Source organism: Leclercia sp. M-A074-M, from assembly GCF_965195605.1.
Taxonomy (GTDB): domain Bacteria; phylum Pseudomonadota; class Gammaproteobacteria; order Enterobacterales; family Enterobacteriaceae; genus Enterobacter.
Genome location: NZ_CBDAHM010000004.1, coordinates 125,922 through 149,936, shown reverse-complemented (window position 1 = coordinate 149,936; position 24,015 = coordinate 125,922). Strand labels below are relative to the sequence as shown.

At 56.5% G+C, this 24,015-nt stretch carries 22 protein-coding genes; 11 read left to right on the top strand and 11 right to left on the bottom strand.

Annotated elements, in window-relative coordinates:
- From treY to ACOKCT_RS10295, 5 genes are all read right to left on the bottom strand, one after another.
- Entirely contained in the window at positions 1-2,517 is a 2,517-nt protein-coding gene (treY, locus tag ACOKCT_RS10315) for a malto-oligosyltrehalose synthase (protein ID WP_156654486.1), read from the bottom strand.
- Positions 2,517-4,301 (bottom strand): malto-oligosyltrehalose trehalohydrolase, encoded by a 1,785-nt coding sequence (gene treZ, locus ACOKCT_RS10310; protein ID WP_420193442.1) that lies wholly within the window; start codon positions 4,299-4,301, stop codon positions 2,517-2,519. Before treZ ends, treY begins: the two co-directional genes overlap by 1 nt.
- Before the next feature lie 263 nt (positions 4,302-4,564).
- Positions 4,565-6,115: a methyl-accepting chemotaxis protein gene (locus ACOKCT_RS10305; RefSeq protein ID WP_420193441.1), complete on the bottom strand. Its 1,551-nt coding sequence runs from the start codon at positions 6,113-6,115 to the stop codon at positions 4,565-4,567.
- Positions 6,116-6,321: 206 nt separating this feature from the next.
- Positions 6,322-7,545: a diguanylate phosphodiesterase gene (locus ACOKCT_RS10300; RefSeq protein WP_420193440.1), complete on the bottom strand. Its 1,224-nt coding sequence runs from the start codon at positions 7,543-7,545 to the stop codon at positions 6,322-6,324.
- A 217-nt stretch (positions 7,546-7,762) separates the two neighbouring features.
- Positions 7,763-8,512, bottom strand: coding sequence for an SDR family oxidoreductase (locus ACOKCT_RS10295; protein WP_156654490.1), 750 nt, complete (start codon positions 8,510-8,512; stop codon positions 7,763-7,765).
- Positions 8,513-8,637: 125 nt separating this feature from the next.
- Here ACOKCT_RS10295 and ACOKCT_RS10290 point away from each other — a divergent pair, with 125 nt between their 5' ends.
- Positions 8,638-9,543, top strand: a complete 906-nt coding sequence (locus ACOKCT_RS10290; RefSeq protein WP_159338886.1) for a LysR family transcriptional regulator — start codon at positions 8,638-8,640, stop codon at positions 9,541-9,543.
- 25 nt (positions 9,544-9,568) lie between these two features.
- Here the strand turns inward: ACOKCT_RS10290 and ACOKCT_RS10285 are convergent, their stop codons facing one another.
- The gene (locus ACOKCT_RS10285) at positions 9,569-9,997 is read right to left on the bottom strand and encodes an OsmC family protein (RefSeq protein ID WP_103179616.1); all 429 of its coding nucleotides are present in this window, start codon (positions 9,995-9,997) and stop codon (positions 9,569-9,571) included.
- A gap of 364 nt (positions 9,998-10,361) precedes the next feature.
- Between ACOKCT_RS10285 and bdm the strand changes: the two genes are divergently transcribed.
- From bdm to ACOKCT_RS10270, 3 genes are all read left to right on the top strand, one after another.
- Positions 10,362-10,577: a biofilm-dependent modulation protein gene (bdm, locus tag ACOKCT_RS10280; protein WP_139565102.1), complete on the top strand. Its 216-nt coding sequence runs from the start codon at positions 10,362-10,364 to the stop codon at positions 10,575-10,577.
- An 80-nt stretch (positions 10,578-10,657) separates the two neighbouring features.
- The gene (sra, locus tag ACOKCT_RS10275) at positions 10,658-10,795 is read left to right on the top strand and encodes a stationary-phase-induced ribosome-associated protein (protein ID WP_103179617.1); all 138 of its coding nucleotides are present in this window, start codon (positions 10,658-10,660) and stop codon (positions 10,793-10,795) included.
- A 177-nt stretch (positions 10,796-10,972) separates the two neighbouring features.
- Positions 10,973-12,670 (top strand): NAD-dependent malic enzyme, encoded by a 1,698-nt coding sequence (locus ACOKCT_RS10270; RefSeq protein WP_103179618.1) that lies wholly within the window; start codon positions 10,973-10,975, stop codon positions 12,668-12,670.
- Positions 12,671-12,722: 52 nt separating this feature from the next.
- Here the strand turns inward: ACOKCT_RS10270 and ACOKCT_RS10265 are convergent, their stop codons facing one another.
- Entirely contained in the window at positions 12,723-13,925 is a 1,203-nt protein-coding gene (locus tag ACOKCT_RS10265) for an MFS transporter (RefSeq protein ID WP_420193439.1), read from the bottom strand.
- A 349-nt stretch (positions 13,926-14,274) separates the two neighbouring features.
- On the opposite strand from ACOKCT_RS10265, the gene ACOKCT_RS10260 reads away from it, so the two are divergent.
- A complete protein-coding gene (locus ACOKCT_RS10260; RefSeq protein ID WP_420193438.1) occupies positions 14,275-15,984 on the top strand; it encodes an ABC-F family ATP-binding cassette domain-containing protein in 1,710 nt (569 codons plus the stop codon).
- 36 nt (positions 15,985-16,020) lie between these two features.
- Here the strand turns inward: ACOKCT_RS10260 and ACOKCT_RS10255 are convergent, their stop codons facing one another.
- Positions 16,021-16,620: an inorganic diphosphatase gene (locus ACOKCT_RS10255; protein WP_159338881.1), complete on the bottom strand. Its 600-nt coding sequence runs from the start codon at positions 16,618-16,620 to the stop codon at positions 16,021-16,023.
- A gap of 267 nt (positions 16,621-16,887) precedes the next feature.
- Between ACOKCT_RS10255 and adhP the strand changes: the two genes are divergently transcribed.
- The 3 genes from adhP to ACOKCT_RS10240 all read left to right on the top strand — a co-directional run bounded on the left by adhP (position 16,888) and on the right by ACOKCT_RS10240 (position 19,398).
- A complete protein-coding gene (gene adhP, locus ACOKCT_RS10250; protein ID WP_420193437.1) occupies positions 16,888-17,898 on the top strand; it encodes an alcohol dehydrogenase AdhP in 1,011 nt (336 codons plus the stop codon).
- 232 nt (positions 17,899-18,130) lie between these two features.
- A complete protein-coding gene (locus ACOKCT_RS10245) occupies positions 18,131-18,724 on the top strand; it encodes a TetR/AcrR family transcriptional regulator (RefSeq protein ID WP_103179623.1) in 594 nt (197 codons plus the stop codon).
- A gap of 74 nt (positions 18,725-18,798) precedes the next feature.
- Entirely contained in the window at positions 18,799-19,398 is a 600-nt protein-coding gene (locus tag ACOKCT_RS10240) for an NAD(P)H-dependent oxidoreductase (protein WP_420193436.1), read from the top strand.
- Positions 19,399-19,506: 108 nt separating this feature from the next.
- Here the strand turns inward: ACOKCT_RS10240 and araJ are convergent, their stop codons facing one another.
- On the bottom strand, positions 19,507-20,682 hold the full coding sequence (gene araJ / locus ACOKCT_RS10235) for an MFS transporter AraJ (RefSeq protein WP_420193435.1): 1,176 nt from the start codon (positions 20,680-20,682) through the stop codon (positions 19,507-19,509).
- Between the two features lie 200 nt (positions 20,683-20,882).
- On the opposite strand from araJ, the gene ppk2 reads away from it, so the two are divergent.
- From ppk2 to ACOKCT_RS10220, 3 genes are all read left to right on the top strand, one after another.
- A complete protein-coding gene (gene ppk2 / locus ACOKCT_RS10230; protein ID WP_156654500.1) occupies positions 20,883-21,701 on the top strand; it encodes a polyphosphate kinase 2 in 819 nt (272 codons plus the stop codon).
- 173 nt (positions 21,702-21,874) lie between these two features.
- Positions 21,875-22,063, top strand: a complete 189-nt coding sequence (locus tag ACOKCT_RS10225) for a hypothetical protein (protein WP_420193434.1) — start codon at positions 21,875-21,877, stop codon at positions 22,061-22,063.
- Positions 22,063-22,386: a CcdB family protein gene (locus tag ACOKCT_RS10220; protein ID WP_420193433.1), complete on the top strand. Its 324-nt coding sequence runs from the start codon at positions 22,063-22,065 to the stop codon at positions 22,384-22,386. The genes ACOKCT_RS10225 and ACOKCT_RS10220 overlap by 1 nt, the downstream gene beginning before the upstream one ends.
- A gap of 90 nt (positions 22,387-22,476) precedes the next feature.
- On the opposite strand, the gene fdnI is transcribed toward ACOKCT_RS10220, so the two are convergent.
- Positions 22,477-23,133: a formate dehydrogenase-N subunit gamma gene (gene fdnI / locus ACOKCT_RS10215; RefSeq protein WP_420193432.1), complete on the bottom strand. Its 657-nt coding sequence runs from the start codon at positions 23,131-23,133 to the stop codon at positions 22,477-22,479.
- The gene (fdxH, locus tag ACOKCT_RS10210) at positions 23,126-24,010 is read right to left on the bottom strand and encodes a formate dehydrogenase subunit beta (protein WP_420193431.1); all 885 of its coding nucleotides are present in this window, start codon (positions 24,008-24,010) and stop codon (positions 23,126-23,128) included. The genes fdnI and fdxH overlap by 8 nt, the downstream gene beginning before the upstream one ends.
- Between the last annotated feature and the right edge of the window lie 5 nt (positions 24,011-24,015).

Below are 24,015 nucleotides of genomic sequence, written 5' to 3'. Positions count from 1 at the left end.
TTAGCCGCAGGCCAGTAACACCCGCCAGCAATCCTGTGCATCATGTAACTTCAGGCTTTCGCCCGGTATAACGATTTCACCGCTGAAACAGTCCTGATAGCGACGCCCGGCCAGTTCAGCAGGCAAGACAACCTCCGTATCGCCCCACAGTGCCGCGCCGGTCAGTGGAAACGTCTGTGCGGCGCTGGCAAACGCCAGCCGTGGGGCGACCACGATCAATACGTCGTCGTCATCCACGCGAGCAAAGGCGATGGCTTTATCCGCCCTTTCCCCCCGGGTCAGCAACGCGACATAGCTGCCCAAGCGGAACAGCGCCGGTTTACGCTGGCGCAGATTCAGCAGCGTGCTGGTGACATACACCTTAAGCTGGCCGTCGAGCCAGCTCGCCTCACGGGAGGCGGTATGCAGATCGGCGCTGTTGAGCTGCTGGCTGAGCTGCGCGAAATCCGGCTCGCGGCGGTTATCGGGGTCGACGAGGCTAAAGTTAAGCCCCTCGCTGCCCTGATAAACATCCGGTACGCCCGGAGCGGTCAGTTTGATCACCGTCTGGCTCAGGCTGTTTACCAGCCCGGCGCGGATAAACGGGCGTAACGAGGTGCTGAAGTCGCGCAGAAAATCCTGATTGTCCGGCGAGAGCAGATGGCGGGCATACTCCAGCACCACCGTCTCATAGGCTTCGTTGCTGTCTACCCAGTCGGTACGCAGCTTGGCCTCGCGCAGGGCTTTCTCCACAAAAGCCAGGAAGCGCGCTTCCAGCGCATTCAGACCCGCCGAATCCTGGGGATCGAGTGCGGGTGGCCAGACCCCCGCCAGCGCCTGATATAACATCCAGGTGTCAGCGGCTCGCGGCGCGGTGCCATCGTTCAGAAAGCGGACATGGGTCTGGTTGAGTTGCTGCCAGCGGGCCACGCACTCGGCCCATACCTGCGGCGCTTCGGTCAGGGTATAGAGCCGGGCGCGGGCATCTTCCCCGCGCTTGGTGTCGTGGGTTGAGGTGCCCGAGAGCGCATCCGGCTGGCGTTCACGCCGCGCCGTCATTTCGGTATGGAAACGTGTCAGTGAGAAGGCGCGCGGCACCGGTTCGGCCCCGACTTCGTTAAGCGCCAGATCCATGTGCTGACGGAAAAAGAGCGTGTCTTCAACGGATTTCGCCATCAGCGGCCCGGTCAGCTGCTGGAAACGGGTGCGGAACTGGCTGGCGGTATCGCGGGCCTCATCGCTGACCTCGCCGGTCAGGATACGGGTCAACAGCGTGAGCGCGTCCGGGTCGGCGTTAACGTGGGTCAGCACGTTTTGTAGCAGCCGGATATCCGCGCCGGACATCCCCTGCGCGGTGCCATAGGTGCGATAGACCGGGAAGGCCACCAGCAGCTCCCGCAGCGCCAGGCGCAGCAGCTCTTCATCAATCGCCACCCCCTCCACCTGCGCCAGTTTTTTGGCCAGCGTCAGCAGCGTGGAGAACTCCCCGGCGAAATTGCGATCCACCATCAGCAGGCGCGCCGCACGCAGTTCAGCGTGCATGTCCACCGGGCTACCCACCACCGCGTCGTAGGCCTGACGCAGGCTGTCGATTTTGTCGTCATCCACCAGCACTTCCGAGAGCGAGGCGATGAATTCATACCCGGTCGTGCCGGAGATGGGCCAGTCTGCGGGGAGGTTCTCCCCTTTACTGAGGATCTTCTCTACCGTGATGTAGCAATCGGCTCCCGCCTCCTGCCGCAAACGTTGCAGGTAAGCGCGCGGGTCGGCCAGACCATCCACATGATCGATGCGCAGCCCGTCCACCGCCCCCGACCGCACCAGGGCCAGGATCAGGGCATGGCTGTCATCAAAGACCGCGTCGTCCTCAACGCGCACACCCACCAGACCGGTGATCTCGAAGAAGCGCCGCCAGGAGAGATCCCGCGGGGCGTCGCGCCAGCTGCTGAGCCGCCACGGCTGCTGGTCATGCAGGCGTGCAATCGCCTCAGGCTCGCGCAGGTTCAGAACCTCTTCCTCGCGCCCCATCCAGCTCTCCGGGGTGAGCGGATAGAAGTTGTCATAAACGGCCAGCGCCGGTTTACCGGTGTTGGGATCGCGCTGGATGCTGATCTCCCCGTTTGCCAGTACCACGTCAAAGTCATCGCCCAGAAACGGCAGCGTCAGGCGGCGGGACCAGTCGATATCAAAGTGACGGGCATAGCGGCTCTTCTCGCCATGTTCAATCACATCACGCCACCAGGCGTTTTCCAGCGAGGTGGACATATGGTTCGGGACGATATCGAGAATCAGCCCCAGGCCAGCCGCCTTAAGGGCACTGACCAGCCGTTCAAATCCGGCGCGGCCACCAATGGCCGGGTCGATCTCATTGGCGTCGGTCACGTCATAACCGTGGGTCGAATCACGGGCAGCGGTAAAAATCGGCGAGGCATACAGATGGCTGATGCCAAGTTGTTGCAGATAGGGCACCAGACTGGCGGCACGATCGAACGTCATGCCATTACGAAACTGGATACGCCAGGTCGCTGTGGGGATCATCAGGTTGGTTCTCCAGGGGCAAAGCGGACAATAAGGGTGTCGGGCCGTAATTCGGTATGGATCTCAGGCCAGGCAAAGAGGGTTTCACCCGGCAGATCGGGCAACGCCTCCGTATGGCCGCCGACGTTAAACGCCAGCGACAGGGTTCCCCGTGGAAACGTCCAGGTGACTGCCACGCAGCCGGGTGCCAGGTCCAGCACCTTGCCCCCACCGTTGCGGGCGGTTGCCAGCAGCGGCACAATCACCTGCTGACGCAGCTGCAACAGGTGACGGGTAAAGCTCAACCAGCTTTCCCCCTCCGGCTGGTTAACTTTGTCCCAGTCGAGTTTCGATCGTGTAAAGGTCTCCAGCGCATTCGGATCGGGCACGCCCTCCTCCTGGTGGCTGGCATGGTCGGCGAACTCCTTCGCCCGTCCTTCCCGTACCGCCCGCGCAAGATCACCGTGAAAATCGGTAAAGAAAAGGAATGGCCGGGTTTCGCCGAACTCCTCGCCCATAAACATGAGCGGGATATGCGGCGACAGCAGCAGCGCGGCCAGCAGCACCCGGGTGCGATCCTCCCCGATAAGGGAGAGCAGACGATCCCCCTGCGCCCGGTTACCCACCTGGTCGTGATTCTGGATAAAGTCGACAAAGGCCACCGGCGGCTGGTCGATGCTTTTAACCCCGCGTGGCTCCCGGTCCCGGGGAGTGATTTCGCCCTGATAGGCAAACCCTTCCGCCAGCGCCCGGGCGACCCATTTTTCCGGCTGATGCGCAAAGTCCCGGTACCAGGCGTGGGTTTCCCCGCTGGCCAGGACGTGAATGGCATTGTGCAGATCGTCATTCCATTCGGCGGTATAAAGCGACGGGGAGCCATCCTCACCGTAAGGATGCAACGAGATAATGTTGCGGTTGTCTTCGGTGGTGAGATGGATCGGGCGATCGGTTATCTGCGCCCGGATGCGTTCAGCAATTTCAACCAGGATATGTTTTTCAGACGAATCTGCAATGTGATCGATGGCGTCGAAGCGCAATCCATCGAAGCGGAACTCCTCCAGCCAGTACAGCGGCACGCCGATCATAAACTGGCGCACGGGGGCCACATCGTAGGCGATGCCATTTCCCCAGGGGGTCATTCGCTCCGGATGGAAAAAGTCCGGGGAGAGGCGCGGGAGGTAGTTTCCCTCCGGACCAAAATGGTTCAGCACAATATCCAGCACCACCGACAGTCCCAGTCCGTGAGCGGTATCCACAAAGGCTTTCAGCTCATCTGGCGTACCGTAGGCGCTGTGCGGGGCATAGAGCAGCACTCCGTCATAGCCCCAGTTGCGATTGCCTCCGGCCTGCGATACGGGCATCAGTTCAATCATTGTGATACCCAGCGAGGCCAGATACGGCAGCTTGTCGGCTGCCGCGCGGAAGGTGCCTTCCGGGGTAAAGGTACCGATATGCAGCTCATAGACCACGCTCTCTTCCCAGCGTCGGCCCTGCCATTCAGTATTGCGCCAGACATAGCTGTCGGGATCGCACACCAGCGAAGGACCGTTGACATCCCCTTGCTGGGCGCGGGAGGCGGGATCCGGCACCGCAGTGCCGTCTGCCAGAATATAACTGTAGGTTGAACCGGGTTTGACGTAGTCAACCGTCAGTTCAAATCCGCCGTCACCGGTCGGGTGCATCGCCAGCGTTTCGTCGTTGAGGCGCAGGGAGACCTGCTCCTGACCGCTGGCCCATAGATGGAAGCGAACCGTGTTAGCATCAATGTGTTCACAACCCCAATACGTAATAGATTTAGCTGTCATTCCACCACCTCGTTTGACCCGTGTTCCTCAGGGTGCTTAACGTTTATCGTTACGCAGAGGGAAAAAGAGAAAGTGCGGCGGCAATCCGCCGCGCATGCACATCAAGCATAGACCAGGAAATTAATGTGAGATGGGTCACGACGAAGCGGCAGGAAAAGGTGTGGTCAGGGTATCGCCGGGTGGCGGCTGCGCCTTACCCGGCCTACGAACGATAAAACTGCAGGCCCGGCAAGCGCAGCGCTGCCGGGCAATCAGACATTGCCTTATGCTGGTTCCGGAAGGCGGAAGCTGGCAATACTTTGGGTGAGGTGTCTGGCTTGCTCTTCCAGCGAAGCCGCTGCCGCCGCAGACTCCTGCACCAGCGCGGCGTTCTGCTGAGTCACGCCATCCATTTCGGTCACGGCCTGCCCTACCTGACCAATGCCGCGGCTCTGCTCTTCGGACGCCACCTGAATCTGTTCCATCAGCGCGTTGACTTTGTTCACCGAGGTGATGATGGCATGAATGACCTCACCCGAGCGATTCACCAGCTGCGAACCGTTTTTCACGCTGGAAACCGACTGGGCGATGAGGTTCTCAATATCCTTCGCCGCCACGGCGCTTTTCTGCGCCAGAGTGCGCACTTCAGTCGCCACCACCGCAAATCCACGCCCCTGAGTTCCGGCGCGCGCCGCTTCAACGGCGGCATTCAGCGCCAGAATGTTGGTCTGGAAGGCGATGCTGTTAATGACGCTGGTGATATCTTCGATGCGCTGAGAGTTGGCGGCGATGGTGTTCATGGTTTCGATCACCTCGCGGGTCACGGCCTCCCCGGTACGGGCGTTGTTTACCGCATCCTGCACCAGCTTACCTGCCTGGTTGACGTTCTCGGTATTATTGGCAACCGTCGCGCTCAGCTGCTCCATGCTGGCGGCCGTTTCCGTCAGGGCGGCAGCCTGCTGCTCGGTGCGGGAAGCCAGGTCGATATTGCCGGAGGCAATCTCCTGCGAGGCGTGGTTAACGGTATGGCAGGCGGCACGTACCTGAGAGACGGTATCCAGCAGGGCCAGACGCATCTCCTCCATCGAGCCCATCAGCAGGTCGATCTCATTGTTCGATCCGGTTTTCTGCGGTACCGCTTCCGTTAATTTACCGGCGGCGATCTGGCTGCAGTGCTCACGGGCAAGATGAATCGGCGCTAAGACAAACCGCTTCATCAGCACGCTCACCCCGACAATGACCACCACAAACAGGGCGGCAAAAGCAATAATGATGGTTAAGCCGGATGAAAACTGCGTCCGCGCATCATCATTTAACTGTTTCGCGTATTTCTGGTGCACCGACAGCACCTGATCGAGGACAATTTCGTACTGACGGTCGAGGCCAGAAATCTGCGGGATCAGCGCATCAAACTTTGCCTTGTCATGGGCGGAAGCCGCCTCAATCAGCGGCACCAGGCCACGATCGCGGTAGGCCAGCCAGCCGTCATTATAGTTTTTCACCAGCGGCGCTTCGTCCGCCAGGCGGGGGGCGTCATTAAACGCGGCGAAGGCGCCATCGGCTTTGGTCAGAGCCAGCTTAACGGAGGCCAGCTTCTCATCGAGACCGGTGGTGTCGCCACTTTCCACCTGTTTCATATACTCCATAACCCGCACGCGCAGGGTACGGCTATGGTTAATGGGATCGATAATGGATAACACCACCTGAATCTCTTTATTCACGTTATCCAGGGAGTTGTTGCTTTTAATGGCCAGCCAGACGTTAGTTGCGGCACTGGCGACAAAGAAAAACAGCAGGGCAAGCAGGATGGCAAGAGACGACTTTTTTAATGACATAAATACCTCAGAAACAATACGGTCTGAGGTATTATCGGCAGCGCAAAATTAACATTGAGTTAAAGTTATTTATTAATAAAAAAGCCGAAAAAACATTAAATTTATTAAAATCACTGCATTACAAAATATTTGCTAATAATTTAACCTGCGAAGCATTGTAAATATTCAACTATTTACCCAATCCTTATTGCTGAATATTTAATCGCTCAGGAAAGGTGGCTGGACAACTGCGGCCAGTGGATCTCTCCTACCCCGTTTAATTTTGGCCGGGAGAAGAGAAAGCCCTGAAAACGCTTAATGCCAGCCGACTCCAGCCAGCACCACTCGTCGATCTTCTCAATGCCCTCGGCCACCAGCGCAATTTCAAGGTCTGTACAAAAGCTGATAATCGACTTCACAATTGCCTGCTTCGGGCCGCTCAAATGGATGTCGCTGACAATCTCACGGTCGATTTTGAGCTTATCCGGCTGGAAACGGGTTAACAGCGACAGCCCGGCATACCCGGAGCCAAAATCATCGATCGCCAGGCCAATACCTGCCGCCCGAAGCTGCTTAATGGCGCTGTTAAACTGGTTGAACCCGGAGATCATTTCGTTTTCGGTGACTTCAATCACCACCTGCTCCGGCTGCAGGCCGTGGATGAGGATCTGGTCCATCAGAAAATCAACAGCACCAGGGACATTCACCAGCGACATCGGCAGCAGATTGACGGCGATTTTATGATTGCCGATGCCGATTTTCTCCGCCAGGGCAAAAGCATATGCCTTCGTCTGGAGATCCACTTCGTACATTTTGTCCTGATCGATGGCGCTAAAGAAGCGTTCCGGACTTCCTCCGTCGTTACCGCGAATTAACGCCTCCAGCGAGGAGATTTTCCCCTCGGTGGGTTCAATAATGGGTTGCAGGGCAAACTGGCAGACCTGATTTTCGATGAGCGCGTTGATGCCTTGCCCAAACGGGGCATGCTCCGGGGCCAGTCTCCATCTCTCCGGCAGGAAGACCGTCCGGTCGCGGGTGGGCTGTTCCCGGGTAATAAACGACTGAATAAACTTGAACACCCGATCCTGCGCTGCCAGATAGTAGTCCAGCTTGCTGTAGCGCAGCACCGATGAGAGCACCGATTTCTGGCTATCAACCAGCAGGTCGAAGAGTAGCATGCCGACATTTTCGAAGCGTCTGTGCGGGCCATAATCGCGCATCAGCTCTACCACGCTGTGATGGCGTTTGTCGCTACGGATCTTACAAAACAGTTTTTCAATGACCTCTTCCGATCCTTCAAGGATCTGCAAAAAGTCGACGCCGTTAAACAGCAAAATGCCCGTCACATCCAGGGCGGAATTCCGCTGCCTGGCTTTTTCAACAAGTGAAATAAGAGATAATGATTGGCAGGATGGATTTAACTGGCTTTTATAAATAAGAGTCGTCAGCACAGCTAGTGTTCCTGTTCGAATGTTAGGGCTTTTAAGCTATTGTTTAGCATAAATTACATTCGTGGCCTAATAGTATTACGAGGATATATTCAGAAAAGATCGATTCGGCTCAAAAATAATCAGTGTGAATGCTTATTGATGCTATAAAGTAGAGAAACATCCTTGTTGTTGCAGACAGACATGCCGTCCGCGGCACGTTCAGTCAGTCCTGTTTGCGTCAGATTTGCGCCATCCCGCCGTCCACAAACAGCTCGACGGCGTTGATGAAGCTGGCGGCATCGGAGGCGAGGAACGCCACCGCTTTCCCCACCTCTTCCGGCTCGCCAATACGCCCCATCGGTACCGTAGCGGCTAAGGCATCAAACAGCCCCTGCCGCTGATCTTCTGGCACCAGTTCTCCCAGCCCCGGGGTTTTAATCGGGCCCGGGCTGACCACGTTCACCCGGATACCGCGCCCCTGCAAATCCAGCGCCCAGGAGCGGGCGAAGTTTCTTACCGCCGCCTTGCTGGCGCTATAGACGCTGAAGTTAGCGGTGCCTTTAATGGAGACCGTGGAGCCGGTCAGGATCACCGAGGCTTTGTCGGCCAGCAGCGGCAGCGCTTTTTGAACGGTAAACAGTACGCCGCGGACGTTGGTGGCAAAAATGCGGTCGAACTGTTCTTCGGTTATCGCCCCCAGAGGCAGCATATCGCCCCCGCCGGCGTTCGCGAACAGCACATCCAGCCGCCCGGACTGTTCGGCGATTTGGGCATAAACGGTATCAAGATCGGCGAGTACGGAGGCGTCGGCGCGAATGCCGGTGACCTGCCCGCCGAGGGTGGCGATGGCGTTGTCCAGCTCCGCCTGGCGGCGACCGGTGATATAGACCTTCGCCCCCTGGGCTTGCAGCTCTTTTGCCGTTGCCAGACCGATGCCGCTGGTGCCGCCGGTGACGAGTGCGATTTTATCTGTTAATGCTGTGTTCATTTTGCTTTTCCTTCCACATTGTTGGTGTGGAAGCACTGTAGCCCTTGCGGCATTAGTGAAAAATTAGCAAAAATGGAAATCACTTTTTCCCTGTGGGAATAATCTCTGTGGCGGAGCGCCCCTCTATGGATCAATTACAGGCCATGCGCGCCTTTACGCGCGTAGTGGAAACCGGCAGCTTTACCCGGGCGGCGGACTCACTGAATATGCCCATCGCCAGCCTCAGCAAGCTGGTGAAAGCGCTGGAGGCCCATCTGGACGTGCGGCTGCTGCAACGCACAACCCGCAGGGTGACGGCGACGCCAGAGGGCCAGGACTATTACGAAAAAGCCCGCCGGGTGCTGATTGATATCGAAGAGATAGACACTTCTTTCAGCCAGGCGAAACAGCAGCCCCAGGGGCACCTCCGCATCGATGTGGGCGGCTCTACGGCGCGAGACGTGCTGATCCCTGCGCTGCCGGATTTTATACGCCGCTACCCCGCTATCCGTATCGATCTTGGTGTGGCCGACCGGCCAGTGGATCTGATCAGCGGCAACGTGGACTGCGTTATCCGCGGCGGCGCGCTGGAGGACTCTTCGCTTATTGCCCGGCATATTGGCAATGCAGAGATGGTCACCTGTGCCACACCGGGCTATCTGAAGCAGTACGGGATCCCCGCTTATCCGGAGGAGCTGCGCAACGGCCATAAGCTGGTAAGTTACCTGTCGCCAGTAACCGGACGCGCCGTGCCGTTTCGCTTTACCCATGAGAATGAGATCCGCGACATTAATCTGGTGCATCATATAGGTGTGAACGAGAGCAACGGTCATCTGGCGGCAGCGGTGGCCGGGATGGGGATAATACAGACGTTTCGTTACTCAGCAGGCGCACTGCTGGAAGCGGGCACGCTGGTAGAGATCCTCGACAGGTGGCGCCCGCCGCACTACCCATTTTACGTGGTTTATCCGCAAAACCGGCATATGACGCATCGTCTGAGGATATTTATCGCGTGGCTGGCGGAGGTCTTTCCCGCCGCGGTGAAGGGATAGCCGGGCGCAACGCCCGGCAGGACAATCAGTTCAGCTGATAGTCGAGGGTGATTTCCGCTTTCAGCAGCTGTGAAACCGGGCATCCCGCTTTCGCTTTCTGGATAATGCCGTCAAACTGCTGCGGGTCGATGCCCGGAACGGTTACTTTGCTCTGCAGAGCGACTTTGCTGATGGTAAAACCGCTGTCGGTTTTATCCAGAGAGACATCTGCATTGGTATCAATGGAATCCGCAGTATAGCCCGCCTCACCCAGCATCAACGACAGGGCCATAGAGAAACAGGCCGCATGCGCAGCACCAATCAACTCTTCCGGGTTGGTGCCTTTTTCCCCTTCAAAGCGGGTATTGAAGCCGTAAGGTTGCTGATTAAGAACGCCGCTCTCAGTCGAAACCGTCCCCTTGCCGCGTTTAATATCACCAGACCAGTGTGCTGAACCGTGCTTATGAATTGTCATTCTTGCTCTCCTTGTTGGCTTACAAAGCCTTCAGTATAGACCACGCTGAAGAGAGAGCCCGAAAGTGTGATATATCAGGATTAATCTGTGAAATCGGAGAGGTTATGACTATTGCAACCAGGATTTTTCCGTGTAATTTAAATCTGTCTTCAATAATATTTAATTCGGGGCCAACTGACACAGGATTATTTTTAAGGAGTCTAAAGAATATATTCTATTTTCTAAGATCATGAAAAAGCATGATTTTATGACAGCAATATTTCTGAGAGGATTCTTAAACACAGCGGCAAAAATATTTGTCATTCTGAATATCACGATGTTTTTGCGAGCCGGACCATTAAACAGAAAACGACACGGAGGCAACATGTTTAATTATTATTCTGCAAATACGACATCCGCACAGCCGGAATTGGTTAACGCTATCGCACAGGGTTTACGCGCTGAAATGGGCGCGGTCACTGAAGATGACATTTTAATGGAACTGACAAAGTGGGTAGAAGCCTCAGACAATGACATCCTCAGTGATATCTACCAGCAAACCATTAACTACGTCGTAAGCGGCCAGCACGACAGTTTCTGAAAACCTGCTATGCTGGAGAGGCAACCTTAAGGGTTATATTTCGATCACCTTATCACTATCAACAGGATGGAGGAGTCAATATGAAATCGAACCGTCAGGCACGCCATATTCTGGGAATGAACTACAAGGTGTCTAACCAGCGCAAAGTGGTCATTGAGGGAGGCAGCGAAACGCAGGTCACCCACGCCACCGGCAGAAAACGCCAGCAACCAAAGTAAGTTCTCCCTAAAGATCCCCGACACCATCGGCAAAACCGATGGTGTTTTTATTTGTATGTTGCAGTTTTTAACATTCACCTCCTCTATACTATGCGCCTGACATCCCCTGCGGGCACGACAGCGACAATGATCAACACCAGTGCCAGGGACGGATTTCCAAAAAATTAAGTGAGTAACATGGACAACAAAGCCAAAAAAAATCGCTCCCTCTATATTCCTTACGCCGGTCCGGTACTGCTGGAGTTTCCCCTCCTGAACAAGGGCAGCGCCTTCAGCATGGAAGAGCGCAGCAACTTCAACCTGCTGGGCCTGCTGCCGGAAGTGGTCGAAACCATTGAAGAACAGGCCGAACGCGCGTGGATCCAGTACCAGGGATTCAAAACCGAGATCGATAAACATATCTACCTGCGCAATATCCAGGACACCAACGAAACCCTCTTCTACCGCCTGGTGCAAAACCATCTCGACGAGATGATGCCGGTGATCTACACCCCAACCGTCGGCGCCGCCTGCGAACGTTTCTCGGAAATCTATCGCCGCTCACGGGGCGTGTTTATCTCCTATCAGAACCGTCACAACATGGATGACATTCTGCAGAACGTCTCCAACCATAACATCAAAGTGATCGTCGTAACCGACGGGGAACGTATTCTGGGACTCGGCGATCAGGGGATCGGCGGAATGGGCATTCCGATCGGTAAGCTGTCGCTCTACACCGCCTGCGGCGGCATCAGCCCGGCCTACACCCTGCCGGTGGTACTGGATGTGGGTACCAATAACCAGCAGTTGCTCAACGATCCGCTCTATATGGGCTGGCGCCACCCGCGCATCACCGACGACGAGTACTATCAGTTCGTGGATGATTTCATCCAGGCGGTAAAACACCGCTGGCCGGACGTATTGCTTCAATTTGAAGATTTCGCCCAGAAAAACGCCATGCCGCTGCTGAATCGCTATCGCGACGAAATCTGCTCCTTTAATGATGATATTCAGGGCACCGCAGCGGTAACGGTCGGCACGCTGATTGCGGCCAGCCGCGCGGCGGGCAACCAGCTCAGCTACCAGAAGATCGTCTTCCTCGGCGCCGGTTCCGCCGGGTGCGGCATTGCCGAGCAGATCATCGCCCAGACCCAGCGCGAAGGGCTCAGCGAAGAGCTGGCGCGTTCCCGCGTCTTTATGGTCGACCGCTTCGGCCTGCTGACCGACGCCATGCCGAACCTGTTGCCGTTCCAGACCAAACTGGTGCAAAAGCGCGAGAACCTCAAAAACTGGGATACCGATAACGAAGTGCTTTCACTGCTGGATGTGGTCCGCAACGTGAAGCCGGACATTCTGATCGGCGTTTCCGGCCAGACCGGGCTCTTCACGGAAGAGATCATCCGCGAGATGCATAAATACTGCGCCCGCCCAATCGTGATGCCGCTGTCGAACCCGACCTCGCGCGTGGAAGCCACCCCGCAGGACATCATCGCCTGGACCGAAGGCAATGCGCTGGTCGCCACCGGCAGCCCGTTTGCGCCAGTGGTCTGGAAGGACAAAATCTACCCCATCGCCCAGTGCAACAACTCCTATATCTTCCCGGGGATTGGCCTTGGCGTTATCGCCTCGGGTGCCTCGCGCATCACCGATGAGATGCTGATGTCCGCCAGCGAAACCCTGGCGAAGCACTCTCCGCTGGTCAATAACGGTGAAGGGCTGGTTCTGCCGGAACTGAAGGATATTCACGTGGTGTCGAAAGCGATCGCTTTTGCGGTGGGTAAGATGGCGCAGCAGCAAGGGGTGGCGGTGAAAACCTCTGCTGACGCCCTGCAGCAGGCGATTGACGAGAACTTCTGGAAGCCGGAATACCGCAGCTACCGTCGGACTTCGATCTAACCTCCTGCATCGCCGGGCGGCGCTTACGCTTGCCCGGCGAACCGACCGCACCTTACCTGCCCCGCGTCACCCACCAGAACCCCAGCGCCAGCAGGCTGACCATCGCCCCCAGCAAACAGACCCCCTGCCAGCCCAGATGAGCCCAGGTAAAAGTGGTGCCAATCGCCCCCAGCCCGCTGCCGACGGCGTAAAACAGCATATAGAGGCCAACCAGCCGACTGTGCGCCTCTGGCCGGGTGCGAAAGATCAGGCTCTGATTGGTGACATGCAATGCCTGACCGCCCAGATCGAGCAACACGATGCCGATCACCAGCGCCCACAGCGACACCTCCATCAGCGACAGCGGCCACCAGGCAAGCAGCAGCGCCAGAAGCGCCATCGCGCTGGTGCGTTGCGCCAGTCCCCGGTCGGCCCACTGCCCGGCCCGCGCTGCGGCAAGGGCACCAATTACCCCAACCAGCCCAAACGCGCCAACGGCGGTATGGGAGAAATTAAAGGGTGGCGCGCTCAGGGGCAATACCAACGCGCTCCAGAAAATGTTGAACGCTGCAAACATCAGCAGCGCCAGAATGCCCCTGACCTGTAAGACCTTTTCCTGACGAAGCAGCGTCACCATTGAGGCGAGCAGACGCGGATAGCTGAGCGTACCGCTAACCGCGGGTGTGGCAGGTAGCCCTCGCAGCAGGGGGATCGCAAGCATTAGCATCAGGCCCGCTGCGCAGAAATAGACCCCGCGCCAGCCCGCGAGATCACTCACGCTCCCGGCGAAAACCCTCGCCAGCAGTAAACCAATAAACACTCCGCCCTGCGCCGCCCCCACCACACGCCCCTGCTCGTGAGACGCAGCCGCATTCGCCGCATAAGCGATCAACCCCTGGGTCATCGCCGTACCGAGCAGGCCGACAGCCAGCATCGCCGTCAGCAGCACAGGCGCGGATTGTGCCATCCCCACCGCCACCAGCACGGCCACCAGTGCCAGAAGCTGGATCATCATCAATCGACGGCGATCCATCCCGTCGCCCAACGGCACCAGAAAGAGCAGCGCCAGCGCACAACCGGCCTGGGTAGCAGTGACAACGCCGCCGACCGCCGCCTGGCTGATAGCAAAATCCTGCGCCAGCGCATCCAGCAGCGGTTGTGCGAAATAGACATTCGCCACGCTCATTCCGCTGGCGATTGCGAAGAGCCATACCAGGCTACGCGACAGACCCGCAGGTTTCGCCTCCCCTGTCGATAACGCCATTTCCACTTTCATGCTCTCACATCCTCTCAATTGGTTTTAAAGTAAAACCAAATAAAGGCTAGATGATGTGGTTTTAAAATGCAACCAACTAACATTCCTTGCTGAAAGACACCTTCCCCGCTACACTCGCTTCATCCATCAACCCACTGAATAAAAAGGAGGCTAATTATGCTGTGCAATGAAATCTTTGATATTTCATTCCACCTTGGTGATCGCACCTGCTCAAGCGTTATCGGTTTCGTGCTGCGATAACTTCGGCTTGAGCGAAGACACCTAAGACATCCCTTCTCTCGGGCTTACCGGGTTATCGTCAGCGTTGATTGACGAGGCATTTCCATGCCTGTAACTCTTGAGTAAGCAAATGAGCACATTACTGACTGCACTTTCTCTTCGTGTTGATACCGCCTTTGACACGCTGTTTAACGACCTCACCTTTAGCCTGAAAAAAGGCGACCGCATTGGTCTGCTGGGCGATAACGGCTGCGGCAAAAGTACCCTGCTGAAGATCCTCGATGGCACCGAAACGCCGCTTTCCGGCACGGTGGCGCTGGCCGGCCACTGCCTGATGGCGCGGGTGGAACAGCATCTTCCGGAGACGAGCTATCCGTTAACCATGCTGGATGCGGTGCTGGCGCAGCTGCCGGTAGCCGAGCGTGAAAGCCTGCGCTGGCGGGCAGAAACGCTGCTGGCAAGCATGGGCTTTACCCCGGACGATATGGCGTTGCCCTCGGCGACCCTCAGCGGCGGCCAGCATACCCGTCTGCTGCTGGCGCGGGCGCTGATTAGCGAGCCGGATCTGCTCCTGCTCGATGAACCCAGCAACCACCTGGATCTGCCTACGCTGCTGTGGCTGGAACAGTTCCTCCAGCGCTGGTCCGGCAGCTTTGTGCTGGTGTCTCACGACAGACAGCTCCTGGATGCCGTTACCAACGGCAGTTGGATCCTGCGCGACAAAACGCTGCACTACTTCGCCCTTCCCTGCACCCGCGCGCGTCAGGCGCTGGCAGAGAAAGACGAGAGCGACGCCCTGCGCCATAAAGCGGAACAAAAGGAGATCGACCGGGTCACCGCCAGCGCGAAACGGCTGGCGACCTGGGGCAAGGTCTACGACAACGAAGATCTGGCTCGCAAAGCCAAACAGATGGAGCGCCAGGTAGAGCGGCTGAAGGAGAGCCAGACGGCGCTGACCTCGGGCAGCCCCTGGACCTTAACCCTGCGCGGCGATGCCCTGCGGGCCGACCGTCTGCTGGAGATCGACAGGCTGGGTGTGGCGCCTGCTCCAGGGCTGCCGACGCTCTTCTCGGTAGAAAACGTCCGCTTAAAAAGCGGCGATCGGGTCGCCATTGTCGGGCGTAACGGCTGCGGTAAATCCTCGTTAATGCGGCTTATCTGGCAGCAGATTATCGCCAGTGCAAGCCACGCCGGATTGACTATCCATCCGCGCGTGACGCTGGGCTATTACGACCAGACCCTGCATCAGCTGGCGGATGACGCCACGCTGATTGATGCTCTGGAGCCCTTCGCACCGAACATCCAGGATCGCAAGATGGCGCTGATCTCCGCCGGGTTCGCCTGGGCGCGCCACGGACAAAAGGTCAGCACCCTCAGCGGCGGAGAGCGTTCTCGCCTGCTCTTTATTGGCCTGACGCTGGCCCGCTTCAGTCTGCTGATGCTTGATGAGCCAACCAACCATCTGGATATGGAAGGCAAAGAGGCGCTGGCGGAGACGCTACAACAGTTTGAAGGCGGCGTGCTGCTGGTCAGCCACGATCGGCAGTTAATTAGTCAGAGTTGTAACCGCTTCTGGCTGATTGAAAAGGGCAAACTCAGCGAATGGCACGATGCCGACGCGGTGTTTGCCCGGCTGCGTGAGGAGAGCGGATTACAAGCCCAACCGGTCCCCGCTACCCCGTGCGTCAGCCAGGCTGAACCCGCTGACGATCTGTTGGAGCGGCTGATAATGCTGGAGAGACTGCTGGAAGAGGATCGGCTGCGTAAGCCTAAACATCAGAAGCCGCAGCTTCAGGCGCAGTGGTTGGAGGAGATTGCCGCGCTGACGGCGCAGCTGTAGGAGATCGCCCGGCGGGTAGCCGCCGCCGGGCAATTTTTACTTCGGCTGACGGGTTTTCCAGGCATCCCATGCCTGTTTGATCTCCTGCTTCGCGGTGGCGGCATCGTTAAAGCCGTTCAGTTCCACCGACTTGCGCCCTTCCGGCAACTGCTTGTAGACGCGGAAGAACGACTCCAGACGCTGCTGCTCAATCTTCGGCAGATCGCTCAACTCTTTGATGTCGTCATAGGTCGGGTCAATTTTGCTGGCTGGCACCGCCACAATTTTATCGTCTTTCTCGCCGCCATCGATCATCTTCAGCACGCCAATGGCGCGGAGTTTAATCAGGGTGCCCGGGGCCATCGGCGCGCGGGTGTAGAAAATCACATCCAGCGGATCGCCATCCCCCGCCAGCGACTGGGTCAGCGAGCCGTAGTTTGCCGGGTAAGCCACCGGCATCGACTGGAAACGGTCGGCGATGATAAAGCCGGTTTTGGCGTCGGTTTCATACTTAATGATCCCGCCCGCCGGAATTTCGGTGACGGCGTAGAACTCTTCCGGGTTGTTGTCAGGCTGAGGGAATTCGAGGATGTTTTGCGCCTGTACGGAAGCGGACAAAAGAACGCTCACTGCGAGAAGTTTTTTTACCAGATGCATTGTCTTTTTAACTCTTCGGTTATTGAGAAGACAACACCTTACGGTCTGGTTATGTCAGAAACATTACACATTTACTGCAGAAATAATAACCCCTCTATTATCATGCCCATTACTCATTTTGCGCGACCCGGGCCGCAAAAAATCAATTAAATTATTACATTATGTTGCTATGGCCTTGTCACAATCATTAAATAACCTAATCCTTAATGGGTATTTCGTTCTGTCGAACCTGCCCCGCAGATCCGCAATATGAAAATGGAGAAACATATGAAAGCTGCTGTCGTGACCAAAGACCATCAGGTAGAAGTGACCGAGAAAACCCTGCGCCCGCTGAAACATGGGGAAGCGCTGCTGAAGATGGACTGCTGCGGCGTCTGCCATACCGATCTTCACGTCAAAAACGGCGATTTTGGGGATAAAACCGGGGTGATCCTCGGGCATGAAGGCATTGGTGTGGTACAAGAGATTGGCCCGGGCGTCACCTCGCTCAAACCGGGAGATCGTGCCAGCGTGGCATGGTTTTTCGAAGGCTGTGGCCACTGCGAATACTGTAACTCCGGTAACGAAACCCTGTGCCGAAACGTGAAGAACGCCGGTTACTCTGTGGACGGTGGGATGGCGGAAGAGTGCATCGTCACCGCCGATTATGCGGTAAAAGTGCCGGACGGCCTGGACTCCGCCGCCGCCAGCAGTATCACCTGCGCCGGGGTAACCACCTATAAAGCGGTAAAAGTCTCTGAGATTAAGCCTGGCCAGTGGATCGCTATCTATGGCCTCGGCGGGCTGGGGAACCTTGCGCTGCAGTACGCCAAAAATGTGTTCAACGCCAAAGTGATTGCGGTTGATATCAATGATGAACAGCTGAAACTGGCCGAGAGCATGGGCGCCGATCTGGTGGTTAACTCCCGCACGGAGGATGCCGCGAAATTCATCCAGGAAAAAACCGGCGGCGCCCACGCTGCGGTGGTAACGGCGGTGGCGAAAGTGGCCTTTAACTCGGCGGTAGATGCCGTTCGTGCCGGTGGTCGCGTGGTGGCCGTTGGCCTGCCGCCGGATTCAATGAGCCTTGATATTCCACGTCTGGTACTGGATGGCATTCAGGTGGTGGGCTCGCTGGTGGGCACCCGTCAGGATCTGACCGAAGCCTTCCAGTTCGCCGCCGAAGGCAAAGTGGTGCCGAAAGTGGCGCTGCGTCCGCTGGGGGATATCAACGCCATCTTTAAAGAGATGGAGCAAGGCCAGATCCGTGGCCGTATGGTGATTGATTTCCGTTCATAACTCTCGCATGCCCGGCTTGCCGGGCCTACGGCCACAACACCCCGCTATCCACTTCTGCACCGTAATATGAAGCATATCCTGCCGCCGCGGTCCTCGCGAGCGTTAACCGTTTGATGTTAATCCAGGGAACCATTTGGTATGGAGCAACGAGACGGCGATATTATTGCAAAGCATACAGCCTCGCGAATAAACCGTGTAAACTACCTTTAGTAGACACTGGCGCGAGGACAATATGGTCGTTAAACGGTTAAGAAAAGAGGATCGACGGGTACAGTTGCTGGAAGTGGCACGTGGGATCGTGCGTCAGCAAGGCACCGAGGCACTGACGCTGGGCTATCTGGCCGAGCGGGCAAACGTCACCAAGCCCATTCCCTACGATCACTTCGGCGATCGTGAAGGATTGTTGATGGCGCTGTATCAGGATTACAGCGATCGGCAGTTAAAAAAATTCCGTGAAACGCTGAATGTCGACAATAAAACGCTGGAAAACACCGTCAGTTTTTTCAGTGCCGCCTATATTGATTGCGCCATCAGCGCCGGGCCAGAGACAGGCCCTATCGCTGCTGCCCTGTCCGGCTCCCGGGCGCTGCTGACATTTCGGGAAGCCTGCGTTGCCGAATGTGCAGACTGCCTGCGCATGGCGCTCTCCCCCTATATCACCCTGAAAGGGGTGCAGGGTGAAGCGGCGCTAACGGCCATTATCGGTGCGGCGGAGGCGCTTAGTACCGCCGCGAGCAACGGGGCACTGGCCCGTAACGTCGCAGAAGATATGCTCTGCGGCGCGATGTTTGGCGTACTGAACACCTGTGCCGACAGCACAAAATGAGTGGTGTTGCCGGATTGACATGTAAGTTACCAATAGTAAGATAAGTGACAGGTTAACTGCGTGCTGAGGTGGTTATGTCTGTAACACATGTCATAGATAATGCGCTGATCGTGACGGCTCATCCTGTCGAAAATTCGTTATCCCACACACTGGCGGCGCGAATTGCCGCCCGCTTACGTGAACAAGGTACGCAGGTCGAGATTGCCGATCTCCACGCTGAAGCCTTTACACCGGCAATGCTGCGTCCCGATCTTGCGCTGTATCACCGGGAGACCAGCGCCCCGCCTGCCGATATCCGGCGTGAACAACAGCGCGTGGAGCGGGCAGATATGCTGGTGTTTGTCTTCCCGATCTACTGGTGGTCCGTTCCGGGTCTGCTGAAAGGCTGGTTTGATCGGGTACTCACCCTGAACTGGGCGTACAAGGTGGCGGAAGATGGTCGGATTGTGGGTAACTTACGTGATGTACCGGTACGCCTTGTCGCGACGGCGGGCAGCGATCTCAAGGGCTTTGATAAACACGGCTATTCGACGGCGATACGAACCCAGTTGGTTGAAGGCGTTTTCGGTTTTTGCGGCCTGAAGGATGTCACGCTGGATATTCTTTACGAGGCAGACACTGCCTCGTCAGAGCAGGTTGAAGATTTCCTGAAAAACCTCGAAAGCGTGATGTGAGTGCTTTTTGCCCGGCGGCGCTGCGCTTGCACGGGCCTACGTTTTCCCCGGTCTGGCTTTTGTAGGCCGGGGAAGCGAAGCGCCGCCGGGCATCTGCGCGCACGTTGCTTAGGCTATCGCCTGTGCGTTAGCCTCTCCCCGCCGCGATTTCAGACGGCCATAAATCAATAGCGACGACATGGCGCAGAATGAAAGCAGCGCCGCCGGTAATGTGACGTAACTCCAGCTATAGCCCAGGGTAATCATCATCCCGCCAAAGTAAGCCCCAATGGCGCTACCGAGATTAAACGCCACCTGCCCGCCTGCCGCACCGAGCATCTCCCCGCCCTGCGCATTCTGCAGAAGGAGGATCTGCAACGGTGCCGACAACGCAAACTGCCCGGCACAGCAGATAAAGCCCATCACCAGCGAGGCCGCAGGGAACGCACCGAAGGCAAACAGCAGCAGCAGGGAGAGCACAATGACCAGATCGGTGAAGGCTGCAATCCGCAGCGGGCTGTAGCGCCCGGACAGTTTGCCGCTAAAGAGATTCCCCAGCACCATGCCGAGCCCCATCAGCATCATGATCGCGGTCATGACCCCTTCGGAAAAGCCCGACACGTTGATCATGAACGGCTTAACGAAGCTGAACCAGGCGAAGACCCCAGCGTTGCCGAACATGGTGGCGGCAAAGATAAACCAGGGCTCCGGCTTTTTCAGAAAGAGAAACTGCTCTCGTAGACGGGTCTGCGTCTTATCGAACGTTTGCGGCACCCACAGGGCGACAGAGAGCAGCACCAGCAGATTGAATGCAGCAATCAGAAAGAAGGTATAGCGCCAGCTGAACTGGTGCCCAAGCCAGGTGCCAAGCGGTACGCCGGCAAGATTGGCGACCGTCATCCCGGCAATCATCCCCGCTACCGCCAGCGTCACTTTGCCCGGGGGCGCAATGCGGGAGAGAAGAATGGTGCCGAGGCCGAAGAACGCACCGTGTGGAAAGCCGGAGACCAGCCGTCCGATCGCCAGCATGGTGTATGAGCTGGAGAAAGTAAAAATCGCATTGCCGATCAGACAGAGTGTTACCAGAAACAACAGAATGGTTTTAAGCGAAAACTTGCTGGAAAAGAGCGCGATAATCGGCGCGCCAATCACTACCCCGAAGGCATAAAATGAGATCATATTCCCGGCAGAGGGAATGGTAATGCCCACATCCCGCGCCAGCTCGGTTAATACACCCATAATGCCAAATTCGGCCATCCCCAGACCGAACGTGCCAAGCGCTAACGAAAACACCGTCTTTTTCATACCACAGCCACTTGTTAAAAAATTGCGACAGACATTATTGAACAATCTTGTATGGTGAGCCAGTTCAAATCGCGCCGCTGGCAGCTTCATCCATTATTTCGGGTGGGGTGTGAATATTTTCCACCAATCCCCGTGTCGGTGATTACACTTCAAAGTGTTATGTCACACCGTCCCGGCAGAATCCCTGAAAGGAACGCATCATGGCAGATAAAAAGAAAAGCAAACCCGTTGCGACTAACACGCCTCCCGTCCCCCTTAAACGCAAGGAGTATGAAAAAGAGCTGCATCGCCTGCATGAGGAGCTGGTAACGCTTCAGCGCTGGGTAGTGAGTAAGGGCCTGAAGGTGTGCGTCGTCTTTGAAGGCCGCGACGGCGCCGGCAAAGGGGGCACGATCAAAGCTCTGACAGAGCGCGTCAGCCCGCGCGTATTCCGGGTGGTGGCGCTGCCCGCCCCGACGGAAAAAGAGAAAAGCCAGCTCTACTTCCAGCGCTACGTCCCGCATCTGCCCTCGGCGGGGGAAATCGTGATTTTCGACCGCAGCTGGTACAACCGCGCGGGGGTGGAACGGGTAATGGGGTTCTGTACGGAAGAGCAGGTAGAGAAATTCCTCGACGGTGCGCCCATCATTGAAAAAGCGATGGTCGATGCGGGCATTATTCTCATTAAATACTGGCTGGAAGTGACGCCAAAAGAGCAGGAGCGTCGTCTGCGCGACCGCATTAACGACGGGCGGAAAACCTGGAAGCTCTCCCCAATGGACATTAAATCCTTCACCCGCTGGGATGATTACACCGAAGCGCGCGATGCGATGTTCGCCGCCACCGACACCGCCTGGGCCCCGTGGTTTGTCGCCCGCTCCGAAGATAAAAAGCGCGTGCGGCTGAATATTATCTCGCATCTGCTGTCGCAGATTCCCTATAAAGATATTCCAGAAGAACCGGTGAAATTACCGAAACGAAAAATTGGCAAAATTAAGCCGACCGCTTATCCGTTCCGTTATATTAAAGAGAAGTTCTGAGTATCGGCCTCCCGGTTATTTATCGGGAGGCCGACTCGCAATAATTCCGTTATTTTCACCCTGTTGCTTTTGTCTGGAAGCCTGCTCGCAATTCCTGAATAACCAGGTGAATCAGTATTGTTTTTTATGGTTGGCGGTTGATAATGGCAGTACCAATACAGGAGACAATAATAATGAAACTGGACACCCTGCAGAACAATGCAGTTAAAGAACATCTAACCGGAGTGGCACCACGCCCGGAATTAACGACAGAAGAGCGTATCGAGCAACGCAAACGTGATAAGGAATTCATGCAAGCTATGAATGAGTTTGTTGCGAAAGCCGGTTTGCTGTCTGACGATCCCTTTTTCGGAGGGATTTAATGTGCTTCCAGTTTGACATTTACCGTAATCCGTCGGGCAGAACCAGTGAATTACACCCCTACCTGATGGTGATTCAACATGATTATTATGATGATTTATCGACCCGTTTAATCCTGCCGTTAAGTTATCGTAATCATCTTTCAGGGCATATTAATCCGGCATCCGCTGTCATTAATATTGATTTTCAGACGTTATTTATGAATACGCCCGGTATAACCAGCGTGGAGAAAAGGAAACTCACCAGCAAGTATTTCGTCTGTAATATGCAGGCGGCAAGAGCCCGGGTGGTTGCAGCAATAGATGCACTAGTCACCAACACCTGACTCGCCAAATTCCCCGCTCCAAAATCATCCGGAGCGGGGAATAACTCCATAGGCCCGTGCAAGCGCAGCGCCGCCGGGCAACAGAGCACCTTACTTCATCCCTTCACGACTTTCTTGCTGCGCTTCCATACGCTCCACATCACGATACCAACGGGGATGGTGTTGCTGCGCCCAGCGGCGGCTCACCTTCCCTTCGATCATCCCTTTAATCGAGCCTTTAACCCAGAACGCCATATACATATGGATCAGAATGGCGTGGATCAAAATAATGGCCGAGGTCGCATGGATCAGCAGGCTATAGCGCACCACCTGCATCGGGAAATACTGGGCAAAGTACGGACGCCAGATAATGACGCCGGTCACCAGCAGCACAAAAATCATGCTCATGATGGTCCAGAACATCATCTTCTGCCCGGCGTTGTATTTACCCACTCGCGCAACTTTATGCTCGTTGCCCTTCAGAACCTCAACAATACCCTTCAGCCAGGGAATATCCTGCTTGTCCGGGATGTTGTGATGCACAAAACGCACAAACATAAACATCAGCGCCACGAAGATCAGCACCCCGAAGAACGGATGCAGAATACGGCCCATCTGCGGGGTGCCGAAGGTCTCCGTCAGCCATTGCAGGGTTGGGAAGAAGAACGAAATCCCCGACAATGACACCAGGAAGAAACAGATCACCACCGTCCAGTGACAGGCGCGGTCGATAAACTTCGTGCGCACAATCATTTTCGATTTAGTCATGATGTTCCTCCTCATCGTCATCCACCTCTTTATTCGGCCCGATACCCACGTAGTGATAAATCAACCCGGCAAAGGTGGCGATAAAGCCCGCCGCAGAGAGCGGCTTCAGCGCCCCTTTCCAGAGATTGATGGAGGTATCGATCGCCGGGTCCTTCGGCAGGTTGCGATACAGCTCCGGCTGGTCGAGATGGTGCAGAACATACATCACGTGCGTCCCGCCCACCCCTTGCGGGTTGTAAATGCCCGCGTTGGGATAGCCGCGCGCTTTCAGCTTATCGACCCGCTGCTGCGCCACCTCCAGCATCTCCTTCTTGGTGCCGAAGTGGATGGCCCCGGTCGGACAGGTCTTCACGCAGGCGGGCTCCTGGCCGACGCTGACGCGATCCACGCACAGGGTGCATTTGTAGACCCGGTTATCCTCTTTATTGAGGCGCGGCACGTTGAACGGACACCCGGCGATACAGTATCCGCAGCCGATGCAGTTCTCTTGCTGAAAATCGACGATACCGTTGGCGTACTGAATGATCGCCCCGGCAGACGGACAGGCCTTCAGACAGCCCGGATCCTCGCAGTGCATACAGCCGTCTTTACGGATCAGCCACTCCAGCTTGCCGTTCTGATCGGTTTCGCTAAAACGCATCACCGTCCAGGATTTGGCGCTCAGATCCGCCGGGTTATCGTAAACCCCAACGCAATGCCCTACCTCGTCGCGGATATCGTTCCACTCGGAACAGGCCACCTGGCAGGCTTTGCAGCCCACGCAGGAGGAGACGTCGATAAGCTTTGCCACTTCCGCCTTGTAGTCCCGCGCACGAGGCGCGGGGGTAAAGCCGTTAGTGGCGGAGCGTTTGATGACGTCTTGTGTTTCCATCGACATTTATT